This is a genomic window from Mesorhizobium sp. M0047, from assembly GCF_040323315.1.
Lineage (GTDB): Bacteria > Pseudomonadota > Alphaproteobacteria > Rhizobiales > Rhizobiaceae > Mesorhizobium.
Genome location: NZ_JAMYUW010000011.1, coordinates 121985 through 142773, shown reverse-complemented (window position 1 = coordinate 142773; position 20789 = coordinate 121985). Strand labels below are relative to the sequence as shown.

The window sequence follows — 20789 nt, the reverse complement described above, 5'->3', positions numbered from 1 at the left end:
GAGTGATGGTCTCGGAAAGAGACCAGCGCTAAAATAGGAATTGACCCACCGCCGTAAAGAAGGCAGTTTTTCGGGAGGTAGGCACAGGCAGGGAACCAGCCATGGACGGCAAGGTCATCAATCTGAAATCGAAGATGGAGGTCTACAAGGCCATCTCCGGCGGCGGCAATTTCGCCAATTGTCCAGTTCGCGATGTCATCCAGGGCGTCAGCGGCAAATGGAGATCGCTGCTGATGATGGCGCTGGCTGAAAGACCCTATCGCTTCGGCGAGTTGAGGCGCCTGGTGCCCGATATTTCGCAACGCATGCTGACCCAGACGCTGCACGATTTGCAGCGCGATGGCTATGTCCATCGTGAGGTGTTCCCGACCAAACCACCGAGTGTTGAATACAGCCTGACCGATCTCGGGCGCTCGATGTTCGGCGTCTTTCATCAATTGATTCTGTGGGCCGAACTCAACCACGATGCGGTGCGGGCAGCGCGCGCCGATTTTGATGCCGCCCAATGTTGAGCCGGTCCGTCAGCCGGAGAAAGCCCGATCCGCAACCTGATTTCGTCCGGCCGCTGAAGGATTGTCCCGGCCATTCGGCTTTCCTCGCCTCGATGGTGGCTGGAACCGTGATCGATCCGTTCAGGCGGATCGGGCTTGCAGAGGCGAAGTGGCCGGATCGCTTCGGCCAATGAGGCTCGAAAGGTACGATCCCTTTGCCTGCAGGAAGGCACCCAGGCCTTGCGGGTAGTCCGGCGCCACGGCATGCTTGATCGACGCCCGTTCACTCAACGCCTTGCGCCAGGCCCGGACGAGCGGCTTGCGGTCAAGAATGCCGAAATCGCCGATCCGGTCGAAGGCATCGAAGTAACGGAAGATCGGGCCGTAGACGGCATCGACGAGCGAAAAGCGCTCACCCGCGAACCATGGTCCGTTCCGTATGCATTCCGCCAACTCGGCCTCCACACGGTCGAACATCGCTGACAATGAACCGGATTCGGCAAGGAAGCCGGCCTCGGTCGACGCTGAATAGAACCGGCCGATGGCGTTTAGGGTTGCCGAGCCGAACTCGATCCAGGCACGATGCCGAGCGCGGGTATAGGGGTCGGCGGGATGGAGAGGATTGGCCTGCGTCTCTTCGAGGAATTCGAGGATGACGGCCGACTCGAAGACCACCGTTTCCTCGCCATTTCGCTGCACGCGCAGCAGCGGCACCTTGCCGAGCGGCGAGATCGCCCTGAACCAGTCCGGCTTGTTGGCAAGGTCGATATCGACGCGTTCGAACGGCACGCCCTTTTCAGCCAGTGAAATCGCGGCGCGCTGCACATAGGGGCAGAGATGATGGCTGACGAGGATGAGTTTATTGGCCATTTCGCTTTCCCCAATTTCGGTGAGTTTCCAGATTTCGTGTTTCATCGGGTTGGCTTTCCATAGTTAATGCAATTGCATCTATCTAGATGCATACGCATCGATCGTCGAGCTTGATGCAATTGCATCTATTGCCTATGCTGGGCCATGACCGAGAAAGCCGCGCCTTCGCCCGAAGCCATCAAGGCCTGGGCCCGCCTGATGCGCGTTTCGCGCCAGCTGATGGAAAGCGCTGAAGAGGCGTTGAAGGCCGCTGGCCTGCCGCCGCTTGCCTGGTACGACGTGCTGCATGAGCTCGCCGAGGCGGGCGAGGGCGGGCTGCGGCCGTTTCAGCTGATCGAGCGCACTCTGTTCGCGCAATACAATATCTCCCGGCTGCTGGCGCGGCTGGAGGCCGATGGGCTTGTGGAGAAGCTGCCGGTGGCCGATGACGGTCGCGGCCAGACCATCCGCATCACGGCCAAGGGCCGCGAGACGCGTCGTCAAATGTGGGCTGTCTACGGACGATCGATATCCGAACTGGTCGGCGCCAAACTCTCGGCCGAAGAGTTGACCATGGTCTCAGCACTGCTCGGACGGTTGCGTCATCCGCCCGCCGCAGACTGATGCCACGGCGGCGAGCCGGCTTGGCGAGATCAGGCCAGATGGCTGCCCCAGAGAAACGCCAGCGTCGCCAGCACGCCAAGTGCGGTGCGAACCAGATGCAGATTGCCCCATTTGACGATCAGGGACCTGGCTTGCGGATTGGCGGCGCCTGCGTCCATCGCCTCCAGCACCCTGTTGGTCGGCATCATGGCGATCAGCGTCCACGGCCAGGGCAGGATGATCAACACGGCGCCAACCAGAAAGGCGAGACCGCCGGCCTGCCACCAGGCAACCAGACCGAGAACGCAGGCGACAATGGCAATCGACGCCTGCATAGCGGCGCCTCGTTTGTAGGAAGGCTGCCATTCCTGCAGCAGCGCCTTGTCATCGAGACGAAGCCGCGCCGGTTGCTCGGCGACGCTGACATAGATCGCAGCGCCGAAGAACGCGGCGGCAACCGTCAAGGCAAGCAACCCGATCAGCATCTTCTTTCCCGCGCAAGCCGTCCGGCGCTGATGCCGTGCAGACAGAAATAGGGCTTGCAAGGCTCAAAACAATGCGCCATAGATTAGGCGAACCGTAACGTACGGTACGGCCGGCCGGGGATAACCGGTCAGCCTTGCCTTTGAGAGAAGAGCGTGTTGCACATCCTGCCCGAGGTCGACAACAGCCAAGCGCTGACAGAGCGGCAGAAGGCCGTTCTCGACGCGGCGTTGCGGCTGCTGGTCGAGGAGGGCGACCAACTGACCATGACAGCCGTGGCACGCCGTGCGAGTTGCTCCAAGGAAACGCTCTACAAATGGTTCGGCGATCGTGATGGATTGCTGACGGCGACAGTGCAGTGGCAGGCTTCGAAAGTGCGGGTGGCGCCGGTCGACGGCAAGGGGCTCGATCTGGACTCGCTGACGGCAAGCCTGGAACGCTTTGCTTCCGACTGGCTGAAGGTAATTTCGAGCGACACCTCGATCGCGCTCAATCGTGTGGCGGTCGGCCATGCCGGATCGGGAAAGGACAATCTCGGCGCCGTGGTGCTGGAGAATGGCCGTTTCGCGCTGGCCAAGCGGTTGAAGCCTGTCCTTGAGGCCGGTCGCCAGGCCGGGTGGCTCGACTTCGCGGATGCCGAAACGGCGTTCCGCACCTTTTTCGGGCTGGTCGCCCGTGACGTGCAGATACGTCTGCTGCTCGGCGACCGGCTGGAATTGACTGAGGCGGCGATCGGCGGCGATGCCGCGCGGGCGACGCAGCAGTTTCTCGCTCTTTTCGGAGCAAAAACCGGCCGCAAGGCTGATTCATAAAAACGGGAAGGAAGACAAAATGCGCGTCTATTACGATCGTGATGCCGATCTCAACCTGATCAAGGGCAAGAAGGTCGCCATCATCGGCTATGGCAGCCAGGGCAGGGCGCATGCGCTCAACCTCAAGGATTCCGGCGCCAAGGAGATCGCAATCGGCCTCAAGGCTGGCTCGGCGACCGCCAAGAAGGTGGAGGCCGATGGGCTCAAGGTGATGAGCGTGGCCGACGCCGCCAAATGGGCCGACCTGATGATGATGGCAACGCCTGACGAACTGCAGGCCGACATCTACAAGAACGAGATCGCGCCGAACATCCGCGACGGTGCCGCGATCGCCTTCGCGCACGGCCTCAACGTGCATTTCGGCCTCATCGAGCCGAAGTCGACCGTCGACGTCGTCATGATCGCGCCCAAGGGTCCCGGCCATACCGTGCGCGGCGAATACCAGAAGGGCGGCGGCGTGCCCTGCCTGGTCGCCGTCAACCAGGACGCTTCGGGCAATGCGCTCGATCTGGCTTTGTCCTATGCCTGCGGCGTCGGCGGTGGCCGTTCGGGCATTATCGAGACCAATTTCCGCGAGGAATGCGAGACCGATCTGTTCGGCGAGCAGGTCGTGCTGTGCGGCGGCCTGGTCGAACTGATCCGCGCCGGCTTCGAGACGCTGGTGGAAGCCGGATACGCGCCGGAAATGGCCTATTTCGAGTGCCTGCACGAGGTCAAGCTGATCGTCGACCTGATCTATGAAGGCGGCATCGCCAACATGAACTACTCGATCTCGAACACTGCCGAATGGGGCGAATACGTCTCCGGTCCGCGCATCATTACCGCCGAGACCAAGGCCGAGATGAAGCGCGTGCTGAAGGACATCCAGACCGGCAAGTTCACGTCGGAGTGGATGCAGGAATACCGCGCCGGCATGTCTCGCTTCAAGGGCATCCGCCGCATGAACGACAGCCACCAGATCGAGGAAGTCGGCGCCAAGCTGCGCGCGATGATGCCCTGGATTTCGAAGAACAAGCTGGTCGACAAGGCGAAAAACTAAGCGAAATCAGCACATACAGCTGGAATCGGAAACGGCGCCTCGAGGCGCCGTTTCCTTATCCTGCCGGTAGGTCGGCTGCAGCTCAGCTATAGGGCGAGTAGCACTGCTGGCGCGGGCCGCTATACGGCTGGAACGTGTTGTCCCAGGCGCGATACGACCGATAACGGTTGTAGCACCATTGGACATGGGCGCTCGAAAGCCGTCCTGCACGGTAATAATGGCGCGGCGCCGGCCTGACATAGTACCTGTCATAGTAGTTGTAGTTGTTGTACATGCTGCCGAGGCCGAGCCCCAGCCCAAGGCCCAGGATCGCGGCCGCTCCATCATCGTAATAGCGGCCGCCGCGATAATGGTGGCGACCGTGGCGCCAACGCCAGTCATCTCCGCCATTCCAGTTGCCGCGGTTCCATCCATTCCAGTTGCCGCGGTCCCAGTTGTCACGGTTCCAGTGGCGACGCCCATCATGGCGGCGCCACCTCCAATTATCACTGTAGAACGGACGGTTGTTGCCGCCCGCCCATTCCTCGCGGACCGGGGTGACCGCCGGTGCCGCCGTGCTGGTGGGAATCGACAGTGTCGGCTGTATGATCGGGCCGGCAGCGGACGGTGCCGTGGTGCCGGAGAGGATACTGAGCGCTACCAGTCCTGATGTTATCGTGGACGAAAAGAGCGAATTCATTGCACTCTCCAAGAGGTACAGGCCCCACGCCTACCCGAGGAATGGGCCTAATGTGGATGTTTGCATCTGAACGGCGGATGAACGGAAAGGTTCCGGTCAACCACGGCGCGTATGCCCCCAGGACCAACCGGTCTCCCTAGGAGGTGGTCCTGCAACCTTGTTTTCTGCAGCGCTTGCGGGCAAAGGTCATGGCATGTCGCTGCGCCTTGCCACTTTCAATGTCGAGAACCTGATGAACAGGTTCGATTTTTCCGGCTATCGCAACCAGCTCAACGAAGATCGAACGTTGGCGCTGTTCGATATCCAGAGCGAGGCGGAATACAAGATGCTGGAGCAGGCACGCGCCATCGCCCAGTCCGACGACACGCGCCAGTTGACGGCACTGGCAATCGCGGCCACCCGCGCCGACATCGTCTGCATGCAGGAGGTCGACAATATCGAGGCGCTGAAGGCCTTCGAATACGGTTACCTGTTCAAGATGGTGGGACAAGGCTACCGGCAGAAATACATCACATCGGGCAATGATTCGCGCGGCATCGACGTTGCCGTGATGATGCGCAACCAAACCGCGCACGGCCAGCCGATCGAATTCGTGCGCATGACCAGCCACGCCTATGTCACCTACGAGCAGTTCGGGCTGCATACGCCGGAGTTGGCGGCACTTGGCAACCAGGCCAATGAGCGCATCTTCCGGCGCGATTGCCTGGAAATCGACATCACGGTGGGCGGCGTGCCGCTGACGCTCTATCTCGTGCACTTCAAGTCGATGGGCTCGCCGCGCAACGGGTTTGACGGGCGTGAGGCGACGATGCCGGTCCGCATCGCCGAGGCGCAGGCCGTGCGGCGGATCATCGAGGAGCGCTTCGGCAAGGACCATGCCGCCGACAAGCGCTGGGCGATCTGTGGCGACATGAATGACTACCGGCAACGCGTAATGGTCGCCGGCGATGCGATCGACGGCTACCGCTTCGAGGTGATCGACGAGACCCTATCCTGCATCAACGTGCTGACGGCGGGCGGCTTCTGCGAAAATGTCGTCGAGCGGCGGCCCGAGATAGACCGCTGGAGTTTTTATCACACGCGCGGACCGGAAGAGCGGCATCTGTGCCAGCTCGACTATATCCTGCTGTCGAAGGGGCTCGCCGCCAGCAATGCTACGGCTGTTCCCGACATCATCCGCAACGGCCAGCCCTGGCGCACGATTTTCCCACCCGGCCAGGAGGTCGATCGCTTTCCGCGCGCCGGCTGGGATCGGCCGAAGGCGTCGGACCATTGTCCGGTGGCCATCACCCTGGACATCGTTTGATACGCCCATGAGTTTCGACCTGCCGCGCAATGTCATCCTGCCGGTCGACGCCGTCGACGTCAGGCTCGATCCCCGCCCGCATCCCTTCGCTTGGGACAATGCAGAGGCCATCGCCGAGAACTGGCAGCGCGAAATCGCCGCCAATCCGGCGCTGTTCGACGGCATAGTGGTGTTGCTGTCGCAACTCGCGTACCGCGACAACCGTCTCGTCGGCCGCTGCCATGCGGTCAATTACTCGACGTTCCTGCTATGGCGAAAACGGCGCGAGAATTCGGGCGCCGAGCATGCCTATGCGCATGCCGTGCTGGTGGCCGGCGACAATGCGCTGGTGGCGATCCGCATGGGGACGCACACGGTCAATGCCGGCCGCGTCTATTTCGCCGCCGGCTCGTTCGAGCCGCTCGATTTTCGCGATGGGCTGGTCGATGTCGATTTCAACATGATCCGCGAGGTGCGCGAGGAAACCGGCCTCGACCTGTCGGGTGCCGAACGCGGCAAGCGCTACCACGCCCTGTCGACCAACAGCGGAACGGTGATCTTCCGCCGCTATCACGCGACGGCGCCCGCCGATGAGATCGCGCGCCGCATCTCCGCCTTCGTCGCCACCGAAATCGATCCGGAGATCGAGGGACCGGTGATCATCCGTGATGCCGCCGACCTGCCGAAAGGGCTGTCGCCGCACATGAAGCCGCTGATCGATTGGCATTTTTCTGGCGGGAAGTAGTTGGGCCAACGTGACTAACTTGTACGCTGTAGCTTGAGCAACTTTCCCGGTCTTTATGACCCGCGGTTAACCTCTGTGCGCCATGATGCATATATGCGAAAGCTTGCGCTCTTCCTTGGTGGGCTGGTCCTGCTCATTGCCCTTTGGGCGACAATGACGACGAGCGGGCAGATCCTGACCGGTCGCTGGAGCTATACGGAGGAAACCCATCTTGATCGCGGCACCTATTTCCGCCTGAAGGTCGATGTAACCTATCGCGGTGAGCCGCAGCATTTTGACATCGTCGTCGGCTGCAACGTTCGCGGCATCGGCTACAAAGATGGGTCGAGCACACGCGAAGTTGGCCTGGTGCCGACCGTTTATGGCCGACGTATGAGCGATGGCAAAGGCCTCGTGGTCCGGGTGCCGGACGCATGTCACGGCGATACGAGCGCGGACGGTCGTGTGCCGGCGGATTTCGTGCCGGTGATGGTCGTCTACGACGACGCCGCTACGCTGGGCTTCGGCATGGCCTACATGGTCGATGAAGCCTATCACAGCCCGCACTCGCTGATGAGTTTCAGCAAAGCCTCAGTCGAAAAGGCTACGCGCGCCGAATTCGACGCCTTCCGGCAGAACGGTCAGCCAAATCTGGTCACGCGCGAACAATACCATTCCGCGCAGCCCCGGGATGTTGTGGAAAAAATGGGGCTCACGAAGATTTATCCGGCCTTTGGTCGGTCATGCTGGGCCTATAGCCGCTCGCTTATTCCGGAGGGGTATCGCGCCAATGTACGAAAATACTGGCCTGCCGAGCGTCCGAAATACTGGATGATCCCGGACTACAAGTCGCTGGCCGAACTCCGCGAGTCTATCAAGGAGGCCAATTTTTCGCGTGACGACGGTGGCAAATTGAAAGGGATTGGGCCGTGGATCGGCTCTGAGTGGCCGGATTATGGAATGATGCATCGAAGCGGCAGCAAGCCCATCGGACCCGCAAGCCGGAGTACGGTCAACACTCCTGCGTTTTACCCATTCACCAGTGATGTTTCGGAGGCCAGTTGGCCGCGCGACCCAAGCAAGTGGATAAGCTACATATCTCACCTTTCGCCAGTAAATATTCTGAACATTAGTATGGCCGAAACGTCAAACAGAGGGTTTGCCTATTGCTATCAACCCCCCAGTTTCTCTTCAAATGCCGAGGCAATCGATCTCCTGAAGAAACGCATTGCTTCCTTGACGATCGAAGACGATCCAGTCTGGGGTGCACCAACAAACTGGCAAATGGGTGTTTGGCTGACAGGGACACTCTTTGAAGACGACAAATTTATATACTATCACCAACAATTCTATCTTGAATCGACGGGAGGAGACGTTTGACTGTCGACAGCGCGGCCGCCTAGGGACGTTCAGCGTTGCGTCTTGTCCTGCGCCTTGCGGTCGTTGCGGGCGGCGACGAAGAACAGGATTACGCCGATGCCCAGCAAGCCGCCCATCGCCATCCCCATGGTCTGGCCGACGACTGCCTGGAAATCTGGTGTGACGCGGTCGGGATTGGCCATGCCGTAGCGGGCGAGATACCACCAGATGCCTGCAAGGAAGGCCTCGATGATAACCATCGCCAGGATCAGGCGCGCCTTCTTGCTCATGCGCTATTCCTCCACCCAGGGTGAATTGCCTAGCATCGCGAATGGTGCGGCGACAGTGGCGGGGCGGGGTGGGAACGTCGAAGCCTGTGCAAAAGCGGGCCGGGCGCGGGGTGCGTTCCGATCGGGTTGCCCTATTCGTGCCGAAGCGCGTCGATCGGATCGAGCCTGGCGCCGCGCAGGGCAGGGAAGAAGCCGAACACCATGCCGATCAGCGCCGAGAAGCCGACGGCGAGCAGGATGACCGCCGGGCTTGGCGCGAAGGGGATGGTCAGCGTCACCGCGGCGAGGCCGGCCAGCGCCAGGCCGATCAGGATGCCGATGATGCCGCCGAGCAGCGACAGCACCGTCGCCTCGACCAGGAACTGGATGAGGATGTGCCTTTCATGCGCGCCGATGGCCAGCCTGATGCCGATCTCGCGGGTGCGCTCGGTGACCGAGACCAGCATGATGTTCATGATGCCGATGCCGCCTACCAGCAGGCTGACGCCGGCGACCGCACCCAGCATGCCGGTCATGGTGGTGGTGGCGCTGGCCATGGCATCGGCGATCTGCGTCATGTCGCGGATGGCGAAATCGCTTTCGCGGTCGGGCGTGATGCGGCGCGCATCGCGCAAAATGTCCTCGACGCGCGGCTGCAGTTCGCTGGTCGGCGTGCGGTCGTCGGCGGCGATATAGATATTGTCGATGTCGCGATTGCCGGCGATGCGGCGCTGATAGGCATGCAGCGGCATCAGCACGACATTGTCCTGGTCCTGGCCGAAGCCGGTATAGCCCTTGGGCTCGAGCAGGCCGATGATCTTGCAGGAGGTGCGGTTGACGCGGATGATCTCGCCCTCCGGATCGCCGGCCCCGAAGAATTGCTGGCGCACCGTCTCGCCGATCAGGCACACGCCGGTGCCCGAGCGGGTTTCGGAATCGCTGAACGGGCGGCCGGACACCAGTTTCCAGTCGCGCGCATCGAGATAGGCGCTGTCGGTGCCGGTGACGCCCGAGGTCAGGCTCTCGGTGCCGAAGATGACACGCACCTGTTTTTGCGAGGCCGGCGAAATGGCGCGCGCGCCGGTCAGGTGCGCAACCAGCGCGGCCAGATCCTTTTCAGCCAGCGGACGCACTGCCTGATCGAGCCCGCCCGGAGCGCCTGGGCCGGCCGGACGGCCGGAGCGCACGACCAGCAGGTTGCTGCCGAGCTTGGAGATGTCGGCCTTGACCTTTTCGGTGGTGCCAGAGCCGATGGTCAGCATCGCGATAACGGCGGCAACGCCGATGACGATACCGAGCAAGGTCAGGAATGAGCGCAGCACGTTGCGGCGGATCGAGCGGAGCGAGAGACGGACGGTTTCCCAGATCATGGTTGTGCCACCTCGATCTTCATGGTGTCGGAGGCGACATGCCCGTCGAGGAAGCGAATTGTGCGTTCGGCATAGCCGGCGACGTCGGCCTCATGGGTGACCATGGCGATGGTCAGGCCAAGCTCCTTGTTCAGCCGGGTCAGCAATTCCATGATCTCGTGCGTACGTGCGGTGTCGAGATTGCCGGTCGGCTCGTCGGCGACGAGCAGCGTCGGGCGGGTGACGATGGCGCGGGCGATCGCCACGCGCTGCTGCTGGCCACCGGAGAGTTCCGCCGGCGTGTGGTGCTCGCGGCCGACAAGGCCGACCTCTGCCAACGCCTGCATGGCAAGGTCGCGGCGTTCGCGGGCGGCGACGCCGCGATAGATCAGCGGCAGTTCGACATTTTCCGTCGCCGTGGTGCGGGCCAGCAGGTTGTAGCCCTGGAAGACGAAGCCGACATAGAGGTTGCGCAGCATGGCGCGGCGGTTGCGGTCGAGCCGCCCGGCGTCGATGGCCATGAAGGAATAGGTTCCGGCCGTCGGCGTGTCGAGGCAGCCGATGATGTTCATCGCAGTCGACTTGCCGGAGCCGGACGGCCCCATGATGGCGACGAATTCACCGCGGCGGATGGCAAGGTCGACGCCGGCCAGCGCATGCACCCTGGCCTCGCCCTGGCCATAGCTTTTCCAGACCTTGTCGAAGGTGATGAGGGTCGCGCCCGCGGCCACGGTGTCAGCTCCGCTGCTGCGACGCTGTGATGACTTGAGCGCCTTCGTCCAGGCCCGAAATGATCTCGGTCAGTTCGCCGTCGGTGGAGCCGATCTTGACGTTGACCGGGCGCGGACGCCCATTCTCCAGCACGTAGAGCGTGCGCGAGCCGTCGGTGGGCGGCGTCGGGGCTTGGCTCTGGCGATTGCCGCCGGGGCGACCCATGCGGCCGGTAAACAGATCGCTCAGGTTCCACGTGCGGGCGGCAGGCGCCGTGGGCCGATAGCGAAAGGCCGTGGCCGGCACGGTGAGCACGCCCTTGGCCTGTTTGGTGACGACCGAAACGGTGGCGGTCATGCCGGGTCGCAGCAACAACTCGTCGTTGTCGACTTCCAGCCGCGCGTTGTAGGTGACGACGCCGTCGGTGGTGACCGAGGCGTAGGAAATATCGCGGATCTCGGCATCGAATGGCCGATCCGGAAAGGCATCGACGGTGAAACGGGCATGCTGGCCTGTCTTGACCGCGCCGATGTCTGCCTCGTCGACCGCAGCCACCAGTTCCATGTTCCTGAGATCGGCGGCGATGATGAACAACACCGGCGCCTGCAGGGAGGAGGCGACCGTCTGGCCGGGATCGACCGAGCGCGTCAGCACGATGCCGTCGATCGGCGCATAGATGGTGCTGTTGGCAAGGTCGGTCTGCTGCGATTTCAGATCGGCATTGGCGATGGCGAGGTTGGCCTGGGCGCTATCGAGCGCCGCCTTGGAGCGATCGCGGGTCGCGGTCGCCGCCTCGAGCGACTGGTCGGTCGCCATGCCGCGTTTGGTCAAAGCCGCCGCGCGGACAAGCGCCTTCTCGTTTTCGGCGAGCGTTACCGTGGCGTCCTCGACATTGGCCGCCGCACCCTTGGCGGAGGCCTCAGCCCGTTCGATCTGGACCTGCAGCTTGGCGGTGTCGAGCGCTGCCAGCACGTCGCCCTTCCTGACCCGCTGGTTCTCCTCGACCGACACCGAACGGATGATGCCGGAGAGCTGGCTGGAAATGTCGACCTGGGTGAGCGGCTGCAGCGTGCCGGTCGCCGACACCGCGACGGTGAGGTCGGCCTTTGCGGCTGGCACCGTGGTGTAGTCGATCCTGGCCGGCGTGCCGGCATACCACTGATAGGCGCCAAGCCCGCCGGCGAGCACGATCAGCGCCAGCAGGGCATAGAGCCAGCCGCGCCGGCGCGACTTGCGCAGACCTTGCTTGTCGAGCCCGAGCGCCGTCTCGATGGTGGTATCCGATTCCGTCTTTGGCAGATTGACAATTTGGTCCACGCTGGACCCCTATAATGCGCAAATGTCCCGATCTGTGCACAGATCAGGCTTGATGGTTCGAATATCAAATTAAATTTCGCCCATGTTTGGATTGAGGCAGGAATGAAAACCCGGAATTACTTGCTTTACGATGTGTTTACGACGGAGCGACTGGCCGGCAATCCTTTGGCCGTCGTGCTGGACAGCAAGGGATTGGACACGGCCGCGATGCAGGCAATCGCCCGCGAATTCAACCTGTCCGAATCGGTTTTCGTGCTGCCGCCGAACAATCCAAAGCATAAAAACCGCATCCGCATCTTCACGCCCGACTATGAAATGCCGTTCGCCGGTCATCCAACGGTCGGCTCGGCGATCGCGCTGGCCGAACTGGCGGAGGAGGGCGGCGCTGGCATCTTCGTACTGGAGGAAAACATCGGCCCGGTGCGTTGTGCCGTCAGCAAGCATGATGGAGCGACGTTTGCCGAGTTCGATCTGGCGAAGCTGCCGGAGCCGCTGAAGCTGGAGGCCGATCCGGAGGCTATCGGTGCAGCCCTTGGCCTGACGCCGCACGAAATCGGCTTCGAGAATCATCGCGTCGCGTTCTGGTCGGCGGGCGTGCCCTATGTGACCATTCCGGTCGCCAATCTCGAAGCGGCGGGCCGCATCCGTCTGGATAACCAAGCCTGGTCGGAACTGGCGCCGCGCAAGAGCGAATGGGCCTTCGCCAGCCCGTATGTCTATTGCCGCGAGACGGTGAACCACGAAAGCGCCTTCCATGTGCGCATGATCGTGCCCGGCACGCCATCGTATGAAGATCCGGCGACGGGTTCGGCGGCAGCGGCTTTTGCCGGCGCCATCATGCATTTCGACGCGCCGACCGACGGCATTTGGCAGCTGTGGATCGAGCAGGGGCTGGAGATGGGCAGGCCATCGCGAATTCGCCTCGAATTGAACGTGGAAGGCGGAAAACTGGCCTCCGCACGCATCGGCGGCAATGCCGTGAAGGTGGCGGAGGGCAAGCTGTTCGTTTGATCGCGATGGGCTGAAAGCGATTTGTCGGGAAATGACTCCGGCAGGGCTGGACATGACCGATGGTGGCGGCTATATGCCCGCCAACGCCGGTTTTTGCCGGCCGAGTGGGTGCGTAGCTCAGTTGGTAGAGCAGCTGACTCTTAATCAGCGGGTCCACAGTTCAATCCTGTGCGCACCCACCAAATTCCTAGAAGACTTGGTGGAAAGACCCTGAAAACGAGACGCGTTTGGCGTGTCACGAGCGCGTGAGCGTGACCGTGACTACCGTGCCGATGCCGTCACTTTCCCAGCCATGCGCCTGCAGAAACACGCCAGGGAATGGCCCGATGCCGGCCTAGGCATCGGCCATGAAGAAATTCAACAGTTGAACGGGCCAGATCCCGCATTGCGCCGCCCGGATCGCAGACCTGTCCATTCCAGCCATCGTCCCAGCCGCGGCGGCCGGAGTCTGGTTCAGTCCGGCATGCCATGATATGCGTGGCGCCGCTGCATGCCGGGATCGGGCAGGCGTCGAACAGCTTGTTTCCTTTAGTTGTTGCGAAAATATCACGTCTAATGCGAGCGAGCTGTAGTATTATTCGTGCAGGGCAATGCTTGGGGATCAAACGCATGCGGGCTTCCGTTTTTATCGGTTCTGTATTCTTTGCGGCTTTGATGGCTGGTACGGCACTTGCCGCGGACCGGACGGTCGAGCTGCCGGTCGCATCGAGCTACAACTGGACGGGCGGCTACATTGGCGCCCAGATCGGCGGCGGGTGGAGCAAGGTTGATCAGCCATGGGGTGTTACCGAGGCTAGTCCGAACATCTTCGACCAGGACAATGCGGATGGAAGCGGTGTCGTCGGCGGCTTGCATGCCGGCTACAACTGGCAATCCGGCTCATTCGTGTTCGGTGGCGAAGCGGACATCAACGCAACCGGCATAGATGGCGACGACGGCGGAAGCGGAGGCGACATCAATGGCTTCAAGGCGAGATGGGTTGCTTCCGTCCGCGCCAGGGCTGGTGTCGCATTTGATCGGGTGCTGATCTACGGTACGGGCGGTTACGCCTACCTCAATGGAAAAGCAGACACTCGAGATGTGGGTCGACAGGAAAGTCACTCGGCTTCATTCAACGGATGGACGATAGGCGCAGGCGCTGAATACGGTGTCACCGACAACATTACGGTTCGTGGCGAATATCGCTACGCAGATTTCGGCTCAAAGACCGTCGTCTTCAACAACTATGTCGAAGACATTAGCCCGGCCTTGCACACTGTCACGATAGGTGTGTCGTATAAGTTTTGACCGTCTTCGGCGCGGCCCCCCCCCCGCGTCGACCAGCTGCGGCAAAGTTAATCACCCGCATAGTCCCCGTTTCACGGAAACGGGGGAACCGGTTCAGCTCTTGTTTCGAGGCAATTCCCAAGGGGAGTGCTACGCGCCTTTCCCCGGGGAAAGCCGATACACACTTGTCCTGGAATTGCTCTACTTCTCCGACACACCAGCCTCGGCAAAACTGGCCATCCTCGCATGGCATTCCAGCGCTGAACGGACGATGTTGACGGCCAGACACGCGCCGGAGCCTTCGCCGAGCCGCATGCCAAGGTCGAGCAGCGGCGGCAGGCCGAGCGCTTCGAGCAGGCCACGATGGCCCGATTCAGCCGAAACGTGCGCGGCGATCGTGTGGGCGAGCCCGGTCGGATGCAGCTTTGCCAGTGGGGCCGCGGCGGCGGTGCAGACGAAGCCGTCGAGCAGCACGGGTATGCCCAGATGGCGGGCGGCCAGCGTGGCGCCGAAAATGGCGGCGAGTTCGCGTCCGCCAAGATTGGCTGCGACGTTTAGTGGGTCGGAAAGAGAATCGGCGTGGCGCTTCAGGCCGGTTTCGATGGCGACCACCTTGCGCCTCAGGCCGGCGTCGTCGACGCCGGTACCGCGCCCGGTCCATTTTTCAGCACCACCGCCGAACAGCGCGGCTGAAATGGCGGCGGCCGGCGTGGTGTTGCCGATGCCCATTTCGCCGAAACAGACGAGGTCGAGGTCTTTGGTCACCGCGTCGTAGCCGGCCGACACGGCGGCGAGGAAGGCTTTCTCATCCATCGCCGGCATTTGAGTGAAGTCGCCGGTCGGCTGGTCGAGATCGAGCGGAATGACGTCGAGTTCGGCGCCAGCCATGCGGGCGAGCTGGTTGATGGCGGCACCGCCACCGGCGAAGTTCGCCACCATCTGCACGGTGACCTCGGAAGGATAGGCCGACACGCCTTGCGCGGTGACGCCATGGTTGCCGGCGAAGACGAAAACCTTGACGCGATCGAGTTTTGGCATGTCGCGGCTCTGCCAGCGCGCCAGCCATGCAGCGATCGTCTCCAGCCGGCCGAGGCTGCCTTGCGGCTTGGTCAGGGTGTCCTGGCGGCGCGCAACGGCATTGGCCGCGGCGTCGCTGCCAGCCGGCAGCTCGAGGCAAGCGGCGCGCAGTCCATCGAGTGATTTGAAGGGCATGGGGGCAAAGTCTCCAAAAGAGAATCAGGTCAAAGGGAATCAGGAAAGGGCTACTGAAGCGACGAGAAGCACCGCGATTTCGCTCGCCTGCTGCAAGGCGCCGATCGTGTCGCCGGTCTGGCCACCGATCTGGTTGAGGCAAAGGGCGCAGAACGCGGCAAACAAAAGGCCGAGCAGGATGAGCGCAAAAACGGCGCCTCCCAGCCCGAGCAGGAGCAGCGGGATCGCACCGACCACGGCGCCGGCCATGGCGGCTTCCCGCGAGACGGCGCCGGCGTCGGCCGACAGGCCATCGGCCCGGGCCGGCGGCAAGAAATGCATGAAGGCGCCGAGCAGACCGCGCGAGGCCGCGTGTGCGGCCACGAGGGCGAAGAGCGCCTGTGTGGGGTCGACGAGTTGCGAAAGGACGCTCCAGCGGATCAGCAGCGACAGAGCCAGCGCCGCAGCACCATAGGCGCCGATGCGGCTGTCGCGCATGATCTCGAGTTTTTTGCCGCGCGACTTGCCGCCGCCAAAGCCGTCGGCAACATCGGACAGCCCGTCCTCATGCAGGCAGCCGGTGGTGAGCAGGGTAGCCGCAAGGGCAAGGGCGGCCGCCGGAGCCATGGCAAGGCCAAACCGTTCCGCCGTGGCAAAGACGATGGCGCCGATCAGGCCGACGACGAGGCCGGTGACCGGTGCGGCCCAGATCGCTGCGGCAAGGCTGCGGCCGCGAAAATCGAACACGGGCAGCGGCAGACGGGTGAAGAAGACCAGGCAAAGCGCGATGTCGTCGAGGACCTGCCGAGGCGACGGACTGATGTTTCGGAGCCTCATGCTCTAGCCCTTCGCTATGGCGTGGAAGAAGGTACCGCTGACATGGCCCCGCCGAAAGCCCGAGGCGCCGATCGGATTGCCCTGGCCGTCGGCAAGGTCGGCCAACGGCTCGTCATTACCGATGGCGGTCATCTGCGCATAGTGGAATTCGTGGCCGCGGATCAGCGCGCCAGCTGAGCCCAGCGGACAATCGGCACGCAACCGGGCCTCGCGGTAGCCGAGGTTCATCTTGCGCTTGGCAAAGCTGGTGGAATGGCCGAGCAGGCCAAGCATCTTGTGCGTCTCGGCGGCCGCGTCCTCCAGCGCTTCGCCAAGCACCATGAAGCCGCCGCACTCGCCATGGATGGGCTTCGTCGCGGCGAATCTTGCCATTCCGGCGCGGAAATTTGCGGCGGCCGCGAGCCGGCCGGCGTGAAGCTCGGGATAGCCGCCGGGCAGCCAGCAGACGTCGCAATCTTCATCGGGTGCCTCATCGGCGAGCGGAGAGAACGGGACGATTTCGGCACCCGCCTTGCGCCAGTAGACGGCGACATGCGGATAGAGGAAGGTGAAGGCGGCATCTTCGGCCAGCGCGATGCGTTGACCGGGCGGTGCCAGCGCGTCGGCGAAGCCGCCGGGCGCCGGGGTAAGCGGTGTCGCCAGGGCCATAATGGCGTCGAGGTCGAGCGATTTTTCCGCCATGTCGGCAAGCCGGTCGAGATGTGCCATCAGGTCGTCATATTCGCCGGCCTGCACAAGACCGAGATGGCGCTCAGGCAGGTTGAGGGTCGGATCGCGCAGGATAGCGCCGACGACCGGCAGGCCGATCGCCTCGATGGCATCGCCGGACAGCCGGCGGTGCCGCTCGCTGCCCAGCCGGTTGAGCACGACGCCGGCCATGCGCACGTCCGCATCATAGGTGGCAAAGCCCTTGGCGACGGCGGCCGCGGTGGTCGACTGGCCGGACACATCGAGCACCAGCAGCACCGGCAGGCCGTAGAGCCGCGCCAGGTCGGCTGCCGAACCGCTGCGCCCCTGCGAAGCCGGAATGCCGTCGAACAGTCCCATGGCGCTTTCGAGGATGACGAAATCGGTGTCGTCGGCTGCCTGCGCTGCCAATGCGTTGAGCAGCGACGGCGGCATCGCCCAGCTGTCGAGATTGACGCCGGAAAGCCCGGTGGCTGCGGTGTGGAAGCCTGGGTCGATATAGTCGGGACCGGATTTGGCGCCCCGCACCTTCAGCCCGCGCCGGGTGAGCGCGCGCAGGATGCCGATGGTGACGCTGGTCTTGCCAGAGCCCGAGCGCGGCGCGCCGATGATGATGGCGCGAGCCGTCATGCGTTCCCCGCCAGTGCCGCGCGCATGGCGACGATGCCGCCGACGACGATCAGCGCCGGCGAGGCAAGGCCGGCGGCAGCGGCTTCCTCGGCAATGGTGGCCAGCGTGGCGACGACCGTCCGCTCCTGCGGTGTCGTTGCGGCGACGATCACCGCCGCCGGCGTCGACGGCGCCAGCCCGCCATCGAGCAGCGCCGCGGCGATCAGCGGCAGATTGGCCATGCCCATATAGACGACGACAGGCTGGCCGGTGCGGGCGATTGCCGCCCAGTCGAGATCGTCATCGGTGCCGGCGGCATGGCCGGTGGCCAGGATCACGGCCTTGTTGATGCCGCGCATGGTGGCCGGGATGCCGGTGGCGGCCAGCGCGCTGAGCCCCGAGGTCAGGCCGGGCAGGACGCGAAACGGGATAGCTTCCCGCGCGAGCGCCAGAGCCTCTTCGCCGCCACGGCCGAAAATATAGGGATCGCCGCCCTTCAGCCTGACGACGCGACGGCCAGCACGCGCCAGCCGCACCAAGAGGGCGATGATGTCGTCCTGTTTCATCGACGGCTTGCCGCCGCGCTTGCCGGCAAAGAAAAGCTCGGCATTTTCGGCAACGGCGACGACATCTGATGAGACCAGCGCATCGTAGACCAGGGCATCCGCCTCGGCTAACGCCGCAAGCACTTCCATTGTCAGGCAGCCGGGGTCGCCGGGGCCGGCCCCGGCCAGCCAGACATGGCCTGGCTCGAGCCGGCGCGGTTTGAAATTCAGCCGGGACAAAGCTCTTTCGAGCGTGGCATTTTCGCCGGTATTTTTGGTGCTGCCGCTCACAATCCGTCCCGCCCGCGAAAACGCCGCTGATAGTGCGCGTCGTACAATGAACTCTCACCAAAACCTTCCGCTGCCAGCGAGCGGCCGACGAAGATGATCGCCGTACGCTCCATTGGGTCGGCGGCGAGCTGTGCCTCGATTGTGGCCAGCGTGCCGGTCAGCACGCGTTCGTCCGGCCAGGAGGCGCGGAAGACGATCGCCACCGGGCAATCGCTGCCATAGTGCGGTGTGAGTTCGGCGACGACGCGGTCGATGGCCTGGATAGCCAGATGAATGGCGAGCGTGGCGCCGGTGCGACCGAAGCCCGCAAGCGTCTCGCCGGGCGGCATTTTTGAGGCGCGGCCGGAGATGCGGGTCAGCACCAGGCTTTGCGCGACTTCGGGAATGGTCAGTTCGCGGCGAAGTGCTGCGGCAGCGGCGGCGAAGGACGGCACGCCCGGTGTCAGCGTGTAGGTGATGCCATGCTTTTCCAGCCGGCGGATCTGCTCGGCAACGGCGCTCCACACCGACAGGTCGCCGGAATGCAGGCGGGCGACATCATGGCCGGTATTATGGGCGTCCAGAAATGCGGCCTCGATCTCATCAAGCGACATCGGCGCGGTGTCGATCAGTTTTGTCCCCGGCGCGCAGTGCTGCAACAATTCGGGCGCTACGATCGAGCCGGCATGAAGGCAAACCGGGCAGCTTGCCAAGAGCCTCGCGCCGCGCAGCGTGATGAGGTCGGCGGCGCCTGGACCGGCGCCGATGAAATGGACGGTCATGGCGCGTCTCCGCTGATGGCGATGGCGCAAGTGACCGGGCCGAGCACCGTGCGGGGGCCAAGCAGTCTGGCGCCTTTGCCGGCGACGGCAAGGGCGGATGCCTCGGAAACCGATGGCGTGCCGGCCAGATCCTGCGAGAGGTCGGAATGGCTGAGCGTTTCCGGCGAGGCGGCCTGGAGCGCTGAGTCATCGACGACGATGGCTGGAAGACGCAGCGCGCGGCCAGCGGCAGGGATGGCTTCTTCATCCTTCTTCAGCGTGGCAGTCGCCAGCGCCGAAAGAGCCGTCATCGCCAGCCCATGCGCTTCCAGGGCGGTTTCTATCGCGGCAAGCACGTCCTCGACGCGTACACCTTTTCGGCTGCCGATGCCCGCGACCATCATGGCTTCACCCAACTCCATTGGGTGACCGGCATGGCCGGCCGCCAGGCCTGCATCGAGCCGACGGGCGATGCGCGGGATATGGCGATCCGGGTAAGGTCGCCGCCGAGCTTCGTATGCTGGGCAAGAAGCAGGGCTTCCATCTCCAGCGTCACCGCATTGGCAACGAGGCGGCCGCCGTCGCGCAAGGCCTTGATGGCGGCGTTCAGCACGCCGGGATCGCTGCCGCCGCCGCCGATGAAGATCGCGTCAGGCGTGTCCAGCCTGGCAAGCGCCTTGGGCGCGGTGCCTTCGACCACGACGAGACCGGGAACGCCGCAGGCGGCGGCGTTGCGGCCGATGCGGGCGGCGCGGATCGGGTCGGCCTCGATGGCGATGGCGCGCATCGAGGGGTGGGCCAGCATCCATTCGATGCCGATGGAACCGGAGCCGGCGCCGATGTCCCACAGCAATTCGCTACGCCTCGGCGCCAGAGCCGACAGGGTGACGGCACGGATTTCGCGCTTGGTGATCTGGCCGTCATGGTCGAACAGATGATCGGCAAGGCCTGATGTGAGCGGCAGCACGCGGGCTTGCGGGCTAGGATCAATCTCAATAGCCAGCACGTTGAGCGGATTGATGTTTTCGAGATCGAAGGCATCGGCGCGGGCCGAGCGCCGATTCTCGTTTGGCCCGCCCAGCGCCTCCAGGACAGTCAGCGGCGAGGCACCGAAATCGAGTTCCGTGAGCAGGCGGGCGATTGCCGCAGGGGCTTCGGCATCCGAGGTCAGCGCCAGGATGCGGGCGTCCGGCTGCAGCAGCGGCCGGATCAGGTCGATCGGTCGGCCATGCAGCGACACGGTCTCGATGTCCTGCAGCGCCCAGCCAAGCCTGGCGGCCGCCAGTGAAACGGCCGACGGGGCGGGAATGACATGCATCTCTTGGGGCTTGACCTTGCGGGCGAGGGTGGCGCCGACGCCGTGGAAGAAGGGGTCGCCGGAGGCGAGCACGCAGACGTTTTTGCCGGCAAGCGCCAGCACGTCGGCCATCTCGGCATCGAATGGAACCGGCCAGGGGCGCGCTTCGCCCTTGGCGAAGGAAGCAACAAGCGCCAGGTGCCGCTTGCCGCCGAAGATGATCTCCGCCTGCGCAATCCGCTGCTTGGCCTCGTCGCCGAGACCCGCTAAACCGTCCTCGCCGATACCGACGATGGTGAGCCATCGTGAGTTGACCCTGGCACCGTGCGGACGCTCAGCAGGCAT

General features: G+C 63.6%; 23 protein-coding genes and 1 tRNA gene. 10 read left to right on the top strand and 14 right to left on the bottom strand.

The window, feature by feature from the left end:
- The first annotated feature begins 101 nt into the window (after nucleotides 1-101).
- Nucleotides 102-512 carry a winged helix-turn-helix transcriptional regulator gene (locus NKJ89_RS13390; protein WP_352602980.1) on the top strand — a complete coding sequence of 137 codons (411 nt, stop codon included), beginning with the start codon at nucleotides 102-104 and terminating at the stop codon, nucleotides 510-512.
- A gap of 120 nt (nucleotides 513-632) precedes the next feature.
- Here the strand turns inward: NKJ89_RS13390 and NKJ89_RS13385 are convergent, their stop codons facing one another.
- Entirely contained in the window at nucleotides 633-1361 is a 729-nt protein-coding gene (locus NKJ89_RS13385; RefSeq protein WP_352602978.1) for a glutathione S-transferase family protein, read from the bottom strand.
- Between the two features lie 144 nt (nucleotides 1362-1505).
- Here NKJ89_RS13385 and NKJ89_RS13380 point away from each other — a divergent pair, with 144 nt between their 5' ends.
- Nucleotides 1506-1964: a MarR family winged helix-turn-helix transcriptional regulator gene (locus tag NKJ89_RS13380; RefSeq protein ID WP_352602977.1), complete on the top strand. Its 459-nt coding sequence runs from the start codon at nucleotides 1506-1508 to the stop codon at nucleotides 1962-1964.
- 29 nt (nucleotides 1965-1993) lie between these two features.
- Here NKJ89_RS13380 and NKJ89_RS13375 read toward each other — a convergent pair whose 3' ends face one another.
- A complete protein-coding gene (locus NKJ89_RS13375) occupies nucleotides 1994-2428 on the bottom strand; it encodes an anthrone oxygenase family protein (protein WP_502904127.1) in 435 nt (144 codons plus the stop codon).
- Nucleotides 2429-2581: 153 nt separating this feature from the next.
- Between NKJ89_RS13375 and NKJ89_RS13370 the strand changes: the two genes are divergently transcribed.
- Both NKJ89_RS13370 and ilvC read left to right on the top strand, forming a co-directional pair.
- Nucleotides 2582-3238, top strand: coding sequence for a TetR/AcrR family transcriptional regulator (locus NKJ89_RS13370; RefSeq protein ID WP_352602975.1), 657 nt, complete (start codon nucleotides 2582-2584; stop codon nucleotides 3236-3238).
- Nucleotides 3239-3257: 19 nt separating this feature from the next.
- Nucleotides 3258-4277, top strand: a complete 1020-nt coding sequence (ilvC, locus tag NKJ89_RS13365) for a ketol-acid reductoisomerase (protein WP_023757108.1) — start codon at nucleotides 3258-3260, stop codon at nucleotides 4275-4277.
- A gap of 82 nt (nucleotides 4278-4359) precedes the next feature.
- Here ilvC and NKJ89_RS13360 read toward each other — a convergent pair whose 3' ends face one another.
- Nucleotides 4360-4956 (bottom strand): BA14K family protein, encoded by a 597-nt coding sequence (locus NKJ89_RS13360; protein ID WP_352602973.1) that lies wholly within the window; start codon nucleotides 4954-4956, stop codon nucleotides 4360-4362.
- Between the two features lie 193 nt (nucleotides 4957-5149).
- Between NKJ89_RS13360 and NKJ89_RS13355 the strand changes: the two genes are divergently transcribed.
- From NKJ89_RS13355 to NKJ89_RS13345, 3 genes are all read left to right on the top strand, one after another.
- A complete protein-coding gene (locus tag NKJ89_RS13355; RefSeq protein ID WP_352602971.1) occupies nucleotides 5150-6262 on the top strand; it encodes an endonuclease/exonuclease/phosphatase family protein in 1113 nt (370 codons plus the stop codon).
- Nucleotides 6263-6269: 7 nt separating this feature from the next.
- On the top strand, nucleotides 6270-6986 hold the full coding sequence (locus NKJ89_RS13350) for an NUDIX hydrolase (protein ID WP_352602969.1): 717 nt from the start codon (nucleotides 6270-6272) through the stop codon (nucleotides 6984-6986).
- Between the two features lie 93 nt (nucleotides 6987-7079).
- Nucleotides 7080-8345 (top strand): hypothetical protein, encoded by a 1266-nt coding sequence (locus tag NKJ89_RS13345; RefSeq protein WP_352602967.1) that lies wholly within the window; start codon nucleotides 7080-7082, stop codon nucleotides 8343-8345.
- A gap of 29 nt (nucleotides 8346-8374) precedes the next feature.
- On the opposite strand, the gene NKJ89_RS13340 is transcribed toward NKJ89_RS13345, so the two are convergent.
- The 4 genes from NKJ89_RS13340 to NKJ89_RS13325 all read right to left on the bottom strand — a co-directional run bounded on the left by NKJ89_RS13340 (nucleotide 8375) and on the right by NKJ89_RS13325 (nucleotide 11970).
- A complete protein-coding gene (locus NKJ89_RS13340; RefSeq protein WP_352602965.1) occupies nucleotides 8375-8614 on the bottom strand; it encodes a hypothetical protein in 240 nt (79 codons plus the stop codon).
- Nucleotides 8615-8745: 131 nt separating this feature from the next.
- Nucleotides 8746-9963: an ABC transporter permease gene (locus NKJ89_RS13335; protein WP_352602963.1), complete on the bottom strand. Its 1218-nt coding sequence runs from the start codon at nucleotides 9961-9963 to the stop codon at nucleotides 8746-8748.
- A complete protein-coding gene (locus NKJ89_RS13330; protein ID WP_023757113.1) occupies nucleotides 9960-10673 on the bottom strand; it encodes an ABC transporter ATP-binding protein in 714 nt (237 codons plus the stop codon). The genes NKJ89_RS13335 and NKJ89_RS13330 overlap by 4 nt, the downstream gene beginning before the upstream one ends.
- Before the next feature lie 4 nt (nucleotides 10674-10677).
- Nucleotides 10678-11970, bottom strand: a complete 1293-nt coding sequence (locus NKJ89_RS13325) for an efflux RND transporter periplasmic adaptor subunit (protein WP_352602961.1) — start codon at nucleotides 11968-11970, stop codon at nucleotides 10678-10680.
- Between the two features lie 102 nt (nucleotides 11971-12072).
- Here NKJ89_RS13325 and NKJ89_RS13320 point away from each other — a divergent pair, with 102 nt between their 5' ends.
- The 3 genes from NKJ89_RS13320 (at nucleotide 12073) to NKJ89_RS13310 (ending at nucleotide 14268) form a co-directional block, all read left to right on the top strand.
- Complete coding sequence (locus NKJ89_RS13320) at nucleotides 12073-12981, top strand: PhzF family phenazine biosynthesis protein (RefSeq protein ID WP_352602959.1); 909 nt, start codon at nucleotides 12073-12075, stop codon at nucleotides 12979-12981.
- Between the two features lie 106 nt (nucleotides 12982-13087).
- Nucleotides 13088-13163, top strand: a tRNA-Lys gene (locus NKJ89_RS13315).
- A gap of 427 nt (nucleotides 13164-13590) precedes the next feature.
- On the top strand, nucleotides 13591-14268 hold the full coding sequence (locus NKJ89_RS13310; protein ID WP_352602958.1) for an outer membrane protein: 678 nt from the start codon (nucleotides 13591-13593) through the stop codon (nucleotides 14266-14268).
- A 180-nt stretch (nucleotides 14269-14448) separates the two neighbouring features.
- Here NKJ89_RS13310 and cobT read toward each other — a convergent pair whose 3' ends face one another.
- Genes cobT through cbiE form a run of 7 tightly spaced genes read right to left on the bottom strand, consistent with a single transcriptional unit; the run spans nucleotide 14449 to nucleotide 20789 of the window.
- Entirely contained in the window at nucleotides 14449-15459 is a 1011-nt protein-coding gene (gene cobT / locus NKJ89_RS13305; RefSeq protein WP_352602956.1) for a nicotinate-nucleotide--dimethylbenzimidazole phosphoribosyltransferase, read from the bottom strand.
- A 39-nt stretch (nucleotides 15460-15498) separates the two neighbouring features.
- Nucleotides 15499-16275, bottom strand: coding sequence for an adenosylcobinamide-GDP ribazoletransferase (gene cobS / locus NKJ89_RS13300; RefSeq protein WP_352602954.1), 777 nt, complete (start codon nucleotides 16273-16275; stop codon nucleotides 15499-15501).
- Between the two features lie 3 nt (nucleotides 16276-16278).
- Nucleotides 16279-17592 carry a cobyrinic acid a,c-diamide synthase CobB gene (locus NKJ89_RS13295; RefSeq protein ID WP_352602952.1) on the bottom strand — a complete coding sequence of 438 codons (1314 nt, stop codon included), beginning with the start codon at nucleotides 17590-17592 and terminating at the stop codon, nucleotides 16279-16281.
- A complete protein-coding gene (gene cobA / locus NKJ89_RS13290) occupies nucleotides 17589-18407 on the bottom strand; it encodes a uroporphyrinogen-III C-methyltransferase (RefSeq protein WP_352602950.1) in 819 nt (272 codons plus the stop codon). The genes NKJ89_RS13295 and cobA overlap by 4 nt, the downstream gene beginning before the upstream one ends.
- Entirely contained in the window at nucleotides 18404-19168 is a 765-nt protein-coding gene (gene cobM / locus NKJ89_RS13285; protein WP_352602948.1) for a precorrin-4 C(11)-methyltransferase, read from the bottom strand. The genes cobA and cobM overlap by 4 nt, the downstream gene beginning before the upstream one ends.
- On the bottom strand, nucleotides 19165-19551 hold the full coding sequence (locus NKJ89_RS13280; RefSeq protein WP_352602946.1) for a cobalamin biosynthesis protein: 387 nt from the start codon (nucleotides 19549-19551) through the stop codon (nucleotides 19165-19167). The genes cobM and NKJ89_RS13280 overlap by 4 nt, the downstream gene beginning before the upstream one ends.
- Nucleotides 19548-20789 (bottom strand): precorrin-6y C5,15-methyltransferase (decarboxylating) subunit CbiE, encoded by a 1242-nt coding sequence (gene cbiE / locus NKJ89_RS13275; protein WP_352602944.1) that lies wholly within the window; start codon nucleotides 20787-20789, stop codon nucleotides 19548-19550. Before cbiE ends, NKJ89_RS13280 begins: the two co-directional genes overlap by 4 nt.